Source organism: Amycolatopsis kentuckyensis (assembly GCF_002155975.1).
Classification (GTDB): domain Bacteria; phylum Actinomycetota; class Actinomycetes; order Mycobacteriales; family Pseudonocardiaceae; genus Amycolatopsis; species Amycolatopsis kentuckyensis.
In genome coordinates this window covers 1-8,618 of sequence record NZ_MUMI01000382.1, presented here as the reverse complement: position 1 = coordinate 8,618, position 8,618 = coordinate 1, and the positions used below count along the sequence as shown (strand labels likewise).

At 72.4% G+C, this 8,618-nt stretch carries 11 protein-coding genes and 1 pseudogene; 5 read left to right on the top strand and 7 right to left on the bottom strand.

Going from position 1 to position 8,618, the window contains the following annotated elements:
- Positions 1-363: dihydrofolate reductase family protein (locus tag CCN39_RS32460; protein ID WP_434781136.1), on the bottom strand; the 363-nt coding region annotated here is incomplete at its 3' end.
- Positions 364-553: 190 nt separating this feature from the next.
- Here CCN39_RS32460 and CCN39_RS32455 point away from each other — a divergent pair.
- Positions 554-1,372, top strand: coding sequence for a class I SAM-dependent methyltransferase (locus CCN39_RS32455; RefSeq protein WP_086848510.1), 819 nt, complete (start codon positions 554-556; stop codon positions 1,370-1,372).
- Positions 1,373-1,387: 15 nt separating this feature from the next.
- Positions 1,388-2,032 carry a TetR family transcriptional regulator gene (locus tag CCN39_RS32450; RefSeq protein WP_086848506.1) on the top strand — a complete coding sequence of 215 codons (645 nt, stop codon included), beginning with the start codon at positions 1,388-1,390 and terminating at the stop codon, positions 2,030-2,032.
- A 25-nt stretch (positions 2,033-2,057) separates the two neighbouring features.
- On the opposite strand, the gene CCN39_RS32445 is transcribed toward CCN39_RS32450, so the two are convergent.
- The gene (locus tag CCN39_RS32445; protein ID WP_086848504.1) at positions 2,058-2,444 is read right to left on the bottom strand and encodes a nuclear transport factor 2 family protein; all 387 of its coding nucleotides are present in this window, start codon (positions 2,442-2,444) and stop codon (positions 2,058-2,060) included.
- A gap of 97 nt (positions 2,445-2,541) precedes the next feature.
- On the opposite strand from CCN39_RS32445, the gene CCN39_RS32440 reads away from it, so the two are divergent.
- Positions 2,542-3,444: a LysR family transcriptional regulator gene (locus CCN39_RS32440; RefSeq protein ID WP_086848502.1), complete on the top strand. Its 903-nt coding sequence runs from the start codon at positions 2,542-2,544 to the stop codon at positions 3,442-3,444.
- Here the strand turns inward: CCN39_RS32440 and CCN39_RS32435 are convergent.
- Entirely contained in the window at positions 3,401-4,285 is an 885-nt protein-coding gene (locus tag CCN39_RS32435; protein WP_086848500.1) for a transglutaminase-like domain-containing protein, read from the bottom strand. The two genes, CCN39_RS32440 and CCN39_RS32435, sit on opposite strands and share 44 nt — an antisense overlap.
- 22 nt (positions 4,286-4,307) lie before the next feature.
- Positions 4,308-5,306 (bottom strand): GlxA family transcriptional regulator, encoded by a 999-nt coding sequence (locus CCN39_RS32430; protein ID WP_086848498.1) that lies wholly within the window; start codon positions 5,304-5,306, stop codon positions 4,308-4,310.
- A gap of 71 nt (positions 5,307-5,377) precedes the next feature.
- Here CCN39_RS32430 and CCN39_RS32425 point away from each other — a divergent pair, with 71 nt between their 5' ends.
- Positions 5,378-6,154: an NAD(P)H-dependent oxidoreductase gene (locus tag CCN39_RS32425; RefSeq protein ID WP_086848508.1), complete on the top strand. Its 777-nt coding sequence runs from the start codon at positions 5,378-5,380 to the stop codon at positions 6,152-6,154.
- 181 nt (positions 6,155-6,335) lie between these two features.
- Here CCN39_RS32425 and CCN39_RS32420 read toward each other — a convergent pair whose 3' ends face one another.
- Together CCN39_RS32420 and CCN39_RS32415 are read right to left on the bottom strand one after the other, a co-directional pair.
- Positions 6,336-7,085 carry an SDR family oxidoreductase gene (locus CCN39_RS32420; RefSeq protein ID WP_086848496.1) on the bottom strand — a complete coding sequence of 250 codons (750 nt, stop codon included), beginning with the start codon at positions 7,083-7,085 and terminating at the stop codon, positions 6,336-6,338.
- Positions 7,082-7,939, bottom strand: a complete 858-nt coding sequence (locus CCN39_RS32415) for an NAD(P)-dependent oxidoreductase (protein WP_244211095.1) — start codon at positions 7,937-7,939, stop codon at positions 7,082-7,084. The genes CCN39_RS32420 and CCN39_RS32415 overlap by 4 nt, the downstream gene beginning before the upstream one ends.
- Before the next feature lie 82 nt (positions 7,940-8,021).
- Between CCN39_RS32415 and CCN39_RS32410 the strand changes: the two genes are divergently transcribed.
- Positions 8,022-8,387 (top strand): winged helix-turn-helix transcriptional regulator, encoded by a 366-nt coding sequence (locus CCN39_RS32410; RefSeq protein WP_208630482.1) that lies wholly within the window; start codon positions 8,022-8,024, stop codon positions 8,385-8,387.
- Here the strand turns inward: CCN39_RS32410 and CCN39_RS32405 are convergent.
- A pseudogene (locus CCN39_RS32405) lies at positions 8,353-8,618 on the bottom strand (FAD-dependent monooxygenase); the annotation flags it as partial. The gene CCN39_RS32410 and the pseudogene CCN39_RS32405 overlap by 35 nt on opposite strands.

Below are 8,618 nucleotides of genomic sequence, written 5' to 3'. Positions count from 1 at the left end.
GGCCTGCTCGACGGCGCTTTCGAGGCCGTCGGTGACGAAGGTGAACGGCGCGTCCGGGTGCGGCCAGTCCGCGGGCTCTTCGTGGGTGACGACGAAGACCGGGACGCCCATCGGGTGCGCGCCGCCCCAGCCCTGGGTGAGGGTGAACAGGCGGCGGCCGGTGATCAGCGCGCCGACGTTCTCCGTCGCCGCGCGCAGCATCTTCGCGCTGGCTTCGGAGGTCTTGAAGGTGGCCCAGTCGACGGCGGTGGGGACCTCGACGTCGCCGTTGCCGAACCACTCGAACAGGTGATCGATGCGGTCTTCCGGGTCGGCCACGAAGCCGTCGAGGGACATGGACATGTTGGCGATGACGTCGGCCATTTCGAACTCCTTTTGGCTGGTCAGAGGCGGTTTGCCCTGCTGACGAGAAGTCTTCCGCGTTCACCCGGCCGGAAGATCTGCCACCTGGCCGACATCCGCGGGCGGGTGGCCGATGCCTTGACAGCGGGGGTGGCCGGCGGGAGCATGAACATGTGTTCATGAACGTGTGTTCACCACGGAGGGGATGGGGATGACCGGGATCGTCAACACCGCGCAGGCCGAGGCGTGGAACGGGTACGAAGGGGAGCACTGGGCGGCCCACGCCGACCGCTACGACGCGGTGAACAGCGGCTTCAACGGCTATCTGCTCGATCAAGTGCGCGCGGGCGACCGCGTGCTCGACATCGGCTGCGGCAACGGCCAGCTGACGCGGCTCGCGGCGGCGCGCGCCCGGTCCGCGGTCGGCGTCGACCTGTCCGGGCCGATGCTCGCGACCGCGCGGGCGCGGGCCGCCGAGGTGCCGAACGTGACGTTCGAGCAGGGTGACGTCCAGGTCCACCCGTTCGCCGAGGGCGGGTTCGACCTGGCGGTCAGCCGGTTCGGGGTGATGTTCTTCGCCGACCCGGTGGCGGCGTTCGGCAACGTCCGGCGCGCGCTCGCCCCCGGCGGGCGGCTCGCGTTCCTCTGCATGACGGCGCTGTCCGGTACCGACCTCGGCCGGGTGTTCGGCGCGCTGGCGGCGTACCTGCCGCAGCCGACCGGGCCGGACGGCAGCGGGCCGACGTCGTTCGCGGACCCGGACCGCACCCGGGCGGTGCTGACCGAAGCCGGCTTCGAAGACGTGGTGTGCACCCGCGTCGAGGCCGGCCAGGTCTGGGGCCGGGACGTCCCCGACGCGACGCGGTTCATCGCGGACTGGGGGCCGGTCCGCCACCACCTGGGCCTGGTCGACAACGCGCGGGCGGCCAAGGCGACCGAGGCCCTCGCCGTGGCGCTCGAACCGTTCGCGGGCCCCGACGCGGTCCGGCTGCGCGGCACGGCGTGGCTGGTCACGGGAAGGAGGCCGTAACGCGGCGCCCGTACGATGGCGGTGATGTCACCGAGGAAAGCCGCCGCCCAGCGGGACGGGCAGTCACTGCACGACCTGCTGCTCGAGACCGCGCAGAAGATGATCGCCACGCACGGCACGACCGGCATGACCGTGCGCGAGATCGCGCGGATGGCGGGCGTCGCCGACGGCGTGCTCTACAACCACTTCTCCGACAAGGAGGAGCTGGTGGCCCGGGCCCTGCTGGAGCACGTGCGCACGACGGAGGCGGAGCTGGGCGAGCTGCCGGTGCCCGGCGAAGGCACCCTGACCGGGAACCTCCGCCGCCACCTGGAGTTCGGCCTGGCGCTGCACAAGGTGCTCGTGCCGGCGTTCAGCGGCCTGGTCACCCAGCCGAGGGTGCTGGAGCGGTTCGCGGAGATCAGCGAGCGGTCCGGCTACTGGCGTGACCGGCTGGTCGCCTACCTCGAGGCGGAACGGGCACTGGGCCGCCTGCGCGTGGAGTCCGAAGTGGACGCGACGGCGGCGATGCTGGTCGGCTACTGCCACGCCTCGGTGCTGACGGCGGTCTTCCCGCACACGGCCCCTCTCGACCCGCCGCCGGTGGACGCGGTGGTCAGCGCCGCCCTCCACGGGATCGCCCCGACGGAGACCGAACCGGGCCCGGCCGCCGAGGCGTGACGTCCCGCGGCGCGGGACAGCCCGCCTAGATCATCGGGTTGCCGCTCGCCGTCGTCTCCGGGACCTCCTGCACCACGTCCCAGTGCTCGACGATCCGGCCGTCCCGGACCCGCATCACGTCCGCGATCGCGCTGCCACGCGAGCCGGGCGTCAGGCGCAGCAGGCTGTGCGTGCAGACGAGGTCGTCCTCGGCGATCACCCGGCGCACGTCCAGGCTGAGGCCGGGGAACCGGGCCACGAACCCGGCCAGGTAGCGGGCCGAGGCCTCCCCACCCGCCGGGGCGTGGGGGTTGTGCTGGACGTAGCCGTCGCCGACGTACTCGGCGAAGGCGTCGGCCGGGCGCTTCTCGGTGAAGGCCAGCCGGAGGAAGGCGAGGACCACTTCCTTGTTGTTCTGCTGAGATCCCGTCATCGGATGTCCGTCCTTTGTGGAGTTATCGACACCAAGCCCACCATGCGCGAATCAGAAAGGGAAAGACCTGTGGACTCTGCCGCGATACTCTCCCGGTATGGACGATGTCGAGGTCCGTGAGCTGCGGTATTTCCGCGCGGTCGCCGAAGAGCTGAACTTCTCCCGCGCCGCCGAGCGGCTCGGGATGGCGCAGCCACCGCTGTCCCGCGCGATCCGGCTGCTGGAGCGGCGGCTCGGTGTGCAGCTCTTCGAACGCACCAGCCGGCACGTCTCGCTGACGCCGGCCGGGGCCGTCCTCTTCGCCGAGTCGGCGAAGGCGCTGGACGCTGTCACCGCCGCGGTCCGGCGCACGCGGCGGGCGGCGCAGCGGACGCCGGCGCTCGTCGTCACCTCGAAGCCGGGCGTCGCCACCGATCTGCTGCGGCGGATCGCGGACGCGCATCCCGATCCGGTCGACGTGCGGGTCAGCGGGTTCGGCGAGCAGACGGAGATGCTGCGGGACGGCCGGGCCGACGTGGCTGTGCTCGGCTGCCAGGGCAGCGCCCACCACGGCCTGGACGTCGAGGTGCTGTACAGCGAGCCGCGGGTGGCCGCGCTGCCGGCGGACCACGAGCTCGCCGGCCGGGCCGTGCTGACCTGCGCCGACTTCGCCGGGCAGCCGACGCCGTGCTGGCCGCTGTCCTCGGCCGCGGACCGGGCGTACTGGTCCGGGCAGGACGTGACCGGCGGGCCGGTGACGCCGGGGCCGATCGTGCACGACAGCGCCCAGCTGCTGGAGACGGTGGCGCTCGGGCAGGCGGTGGCGCTGCTGCCGGCGTCGGTCGCCGAGCTGAGTGCGCGGGCGGACGTCGTCTACCGGCCGGTCGTCGACGCCACGCCGTACTCGCTGGCGCTCGCCTGGCCGGCCGGGGCGCGGGACCAGCGGATCGCGCGGTTCGTGCGGACGGCGACCGAGGTCAGCGAAGCACTACCTCGGCCGGAAGCTGTCCCGGCGGGGTGACCGTGTGGATCACCGGTGGCACCCGGAGGTCGTCGGCCGCGAAGGCGGCCTGAAGCCGGTCGACGTCCGCGGTGGCCATCAGCTCGGCCAGTGCGTCGGCGCGGGCGACGGTGGCCGGGGCGAGCGCGACGGAATCGTCGAGTGCGCCCCAGACGTCCCACTGGAGCATCTCGTGCTTGTTGAGCGCGGCGAGGTCGAGCACGAGGTTGTGCCACGCGTACGGGATCCCGCGCAGGAACGGCACGTCCAGGTCCGGCGAGACGACCACCAGGGCCGGGTCGAGCTCGCCCGAACGGGCCGCGGTCCACGCGTCGGGTGCGGGCAGGAACCGGTGACGGGGAACGTCGAGGAGGTCGAACTGCACATCGTCCACCGGATCGCGGAAGCCCGCCGGCAGCTGGGGTTCGACCAGGCGCCAGCCCTCGGCGGTCCGGACCTCGGCGACGACGTGGTCGAGGTACCAGCCGGGCATGAGGTAGCTCGCGAAACCGACGCGGGCGCGCGCCGGAATGCCGTGGTGGCGGGCCATCGAGACGAACAGCAGCGTGAAGTCGCGGCAGCAGCCGACGATCCGGTGCAGTGGCGGCCGCGGCTCGCCGGGCGGTGCCGGGTCGAGCTCACGCAGGCGCGCCCACATGTCCGCGGCGTACCGCAGGGTGATCTCGTCGTTGCGGGCGGCCGGGAACCCGTGCTCGGTGATGGCGCCCTGGCCCCAGTAGTGGAATACCAGCTGGGACGCCGCTTCGCGCAGGGCGGCGAGGTCGCGCGGGGTGGCGTCGAGCCAGTCCGCGTGCGGGCCCGGGTCGGTGAAGCGGCTTTGGCTGACATAAAAGTCGTCCATGGGAGGTGAAGCTAGCGAAATTTCAAGCTGATTGAACAGCCAGTTCTCCACGGAACGTCGACCGGTAGGCGCTCGGCGACACCGCGAGGGCCGCCTGGAAGTGCTGGCGCAACGAGGCCGCCGTGCCGAACCCCGCTTCGGTGGCGACGCGGTCGACCGGGAGGTCCGTCTCCTCGAGGAGCTGGCGGGCGCGCTCGACCCGTTGCTGGGTCAGCCACTGCAGGGCCGAGATGCCGACCTCCTCCCGGAAGCGGCGGGTGAACGTGCGCGTGCTCATCGCCTCGCGGGCGGCGAGCTCGCGCAGGGTCAGCGGCCGGTGCAGGTTCTCCAGGGCCCAGGCCCGCGCCGCCTTGGTCGACGAGGTGCGGGGCTCCGGCACGGGCCGCCGGACGAACTGGGCCTGGCCGCCTTCGCGGTGCGGGGAGACGACCGTGCCGCGGGCGACCTCGTTGGCCACCGCCGCGCCGTGGTCGCGGCGGATCATGTGCAGCACCAGGTCGATCCCGGCGGCGACACCCGCCGAGGTCAGGACGTCGCCGTCGTCGGTGTAGAGGACGCACGGGTCGACGTCGACCTCGGGGAAGCGGTCCTGCAGCTCCTCGGCGGAGCGCCAGTGGGTGGTGGCCCGGCGGCCGTCGAGCAGGCCGGCCGCGGCGAGCACGAACGCGCCGGTGCAGATGGACGCGATGCGCGCGCCCGCCGGGATGTGGCCGAGGGCGGCCTCGAGCGGCGGGGTCAGCACGCGCGCCATCGGCTCGTACTCGGCCAGGGACGCCGGGACGATGACCGTGTCGGCCTCGGCCAGCACCTCGGGCCCGCGGTCGACGGGGATGGCGAAGTCCGCGTCGGTGCGCACCGGGCCAGGCTCGAGTGTGCAGGTCACGACCTCGTACAGCGGCTCCCCTGCCGCCGAGCGGGCCTGGCCGAACAGCCGGTGGACGATGCCGAGTTCCATCACGAGCATGCCGTGGCGGACCAGGACTGCGACGTGGTGGCGGTTCGGGTGGACGAATTCGGCCATGGCTCGATTCTTGCACATGTTGGCTATCAGGCCACTCGATCGGGCTGTGCGGCGGAGTGATCATCGGGGGCATGAACGTGTTGTGGGTATTCGCGCATCCCGAGCCCCGCTCGCTGAGCGGGGCCCTCCGCGACGACGGGCTCCGGACGCTCCGCGAGCTCGGTCACGACGTCCGGGAGTCGGATCTGTACGCGATGAAGTGGAACCCGGTGGTCGACGCGGCCGACTTCGGCACCGAAGCCGGGGACGGCCGGCTGATCGTCGGGGCGGCATCGGCGCGGGCCCACGCGGCCGGCGAGCTGAGCGAGGACATCGTGGCCGAGCAGGAAAAGCTGGATCGGGCGGACGCGGTCGTCGTGCAGTTCCCGCTGTGGTGGTACGGCCTCCCGGCAATCCTCAAGGGCTGGTTCGACCGCGTCTTCGTCAAGGGCTTCGGCTACGGCATCCGCGCCGAGGACGGCCGAACCCTGCGCTACGGCGAGGGCCGGCTCGCGGGCAAGCGCGCGATGGTGGTGCTCACCGCGGGTGCCCGCGAGCCGTCCATGGGGCCACGCGGGGTGAACGGCGCGCTGGACGAGGTCCTGTTCCCCCTGCAGCACGGAACGCTCTTCTACGCCGGCATGTCGGTCCTGCCCCCGGTGCCGGTCTACGGCGCCGACCGCAAGTCGGACGCCGAGTTCGCCGAGGCGCGAGACCTCCTCCGCGAACGCCTGCGGACGCTGCAAACCACCGACCCGATCCCCTTCCGCCCCCAGAACGGCGGCGACTACGACGAAGACCTGGTCCTCCACCCCGACCGAGCACCGGGACGCACCGGCTTAGCCGCCCACCTCACGCGGCGAGAGTGAGCCACCGCCCGCCCAGCGCAACCGGCGCACCGGCCCGGCCGGCCCTACCAGCTCAAGCGGCCCACGGGCCCCACCGGCCCGACCGGCGCGTGCGGCCCACCGGTCCCACCGCCCGCCCAGCGCCACCGGCCCGACCGCCCGACCAGCGCCACCGGCGCAACCGGCCCGAGCGGCGGCCACCTCACGCGGGCAAAGTCAGGCGCTGCCCCAACCCCCCGTCAACCGGCAGGTCGGCACCCGTCGTGAACGTCGCCTCGAACGCCAGGAACAGCACCGCCGCCGCTACCTCCTCGGCCGTTGCGTGTCGCTTCAGCGGTGTCACCTCGTCGCCGATGGCCTTGAACTCCGCCAGCACCGACTCCGGTACGCCGGTGACTCCCATCGTCGGCGTGTCGGTGTAGCCGGGGCTGACCACGTTCACCCGGATCCCGCGCGGGGCCAGCTCGGCCGCGTACGTGCGGGCGAACGACCGCACCGCCGCCTTCGCCGCCGAATACAAGCCCATTCCGGCGATGCCCGCCTCCGCCGCGACCGAGGTCGTGAACACGAACGCGCCGCCGGGCCGGACCAGCGGGGCCAGCCTGCGGGCCGTGAAATACGCGCCCTTCGTGTTCACGTCGAACGTCCGGTCGTAGAGCTCGGGGGTTGCCTCTTCGTACGGCGTCAGCGTCGAGAACCCGACGTTGACGAACACCAGGTCCAGCTCGCCGAGCCGGTCCGCGGCCACCTCGCCCAGCTCGGCGACGTCGGTCAAGCTCGACGCGTCCGAGGACAGCAGGTGCGCCTTCCCCGGCAGCGTTCCCGCCAGCGGCGTCACGTCCCGGCCGGTCAGCAGGACCTCCGCGCCGCCGTCGAGGAGGGCCCGCACCACCGCCAGCCCCATGCCGTGGGTGCCTCCGGTGACCACTGCCTTCTTTCCCTGGTACTTCACCGGATCTCCTCGATGACGCTGGCGATCGCGTGCTCTCCGTGGCCCGCCGCGACCGCCCGGTCGAACAACTCGCGCAGCACTGCGGGCACCGCCGTGCTGATCCCCTGCGCCCGGCTCGTCTCGACCAGCAGGGCGAGCCCGGCCGCGTTGATGTCCAAAGCGGACACGTCGGTCGCGTAGTCGCCGCTGGCGACCTGGGCGCCGAGGCCCGGCAGGAACCCGCCGACGGCCGTGTGCCACGCCGCGGCCATCGGCGTGAACTGCTCCGGTGTGACGCCTTCGGTGCCGACCAGCGCCAGCGCGTGCAGGTAGCCGGCCATCGTCGACCACATCATGCCGAGCAGCGCCAGGTCGAACAGCGCCGCCCGCCCGGCGTCCTCGCCGAGGAACACCGGCGTTCCCAGCACTTCCAGCACGTCGCGCTGGGCCGCGAAGGCCGCCTCGGACCCGCCGTAGAGGATCTGCGCCGCCGGTGTGCCGATGCCCTGCGGGACGGCCATGATCACGCCGTCCACGTAGCCGATGCCCTCGGACGCGGCCCACTTCGCGGTGCCACGCGCCTGCTCCGGTGTCCCGGACGTGAGGTTGACCAGCGTCCGGCCGGCGAGCGCGGCGGCCTCGAGCACCGGCCGCTGAGTGTCGTATGTGGACAGACAACTGAGGACGACGTCCGCCGAAGCCGCTTCCGCCGGCGTGGCCGCGAGGCGGGCGCCGCGGTCGAGCAGCGGTCCCGCCTTGAGCGGCGACCGGTTCCACACCGAGACGTCGTGTCCCGCCCCCAGCAGCGCGCCGGCGAGGGCGGCGCCCATCCGCCCCAGGCCGAGCACGCCCACGTGTTTCTTGCTTTCTCCCATGGGTTCCATGCTGCTGACGCGCTTTACACTGGACAAGTACCGACTAATAAGTCAGGTACCCACCAAAACGTAAGGATCCTGGATGCAGCCTCGAACGTACCGCTGCGGGTTGGACGCGGCCGTCGACGTCATCGGCGGCCGCTGGAAGGCCCTGATCCTCTGGGCCCTGCACGCCGGGCCGCTGCGGTTCGGCGAGCTGAAGCGGAAGATGACGGGGATCAGCGAGAAGATGCTGATCCAGGCCCTGCGGGAGCTGGAGGCGGACGAGGTCGTGCACCGCGAGGTGTTCCACGAGATCCCGCCGAAGGTCGAGTACTCGCTGACCGAACTCGGTCAGCGGCTGAACACCGCGTTGCTGCCGCTGGGCGACTGGGGCGAGGAGAACATGGCCGGCATCGCGGAACGCCGCGGCGTCACGCCGGCGCCACCGCATACGGCTTCAGCGTGATGGCGTTGCCCGCCTTGAGCGGCAGCTGCTCGATCAGCTTGCGCCACGGCAGGTACGGCAGCAGCCGGTAGTTCAGGTTGCGGAACCTCAGCCACCCGCGCGTCGGCGGGACGAACCACTTCCCGTTGCCCTCGGCCAGTTTCTGGCACGCGTCGACGAAGCCGCGCATCTCGCGGGTGTAGGCGCCGAACGCCGTCGCGTGGTCGCCGCCCGCGGCCGCGAGCTCGCCCG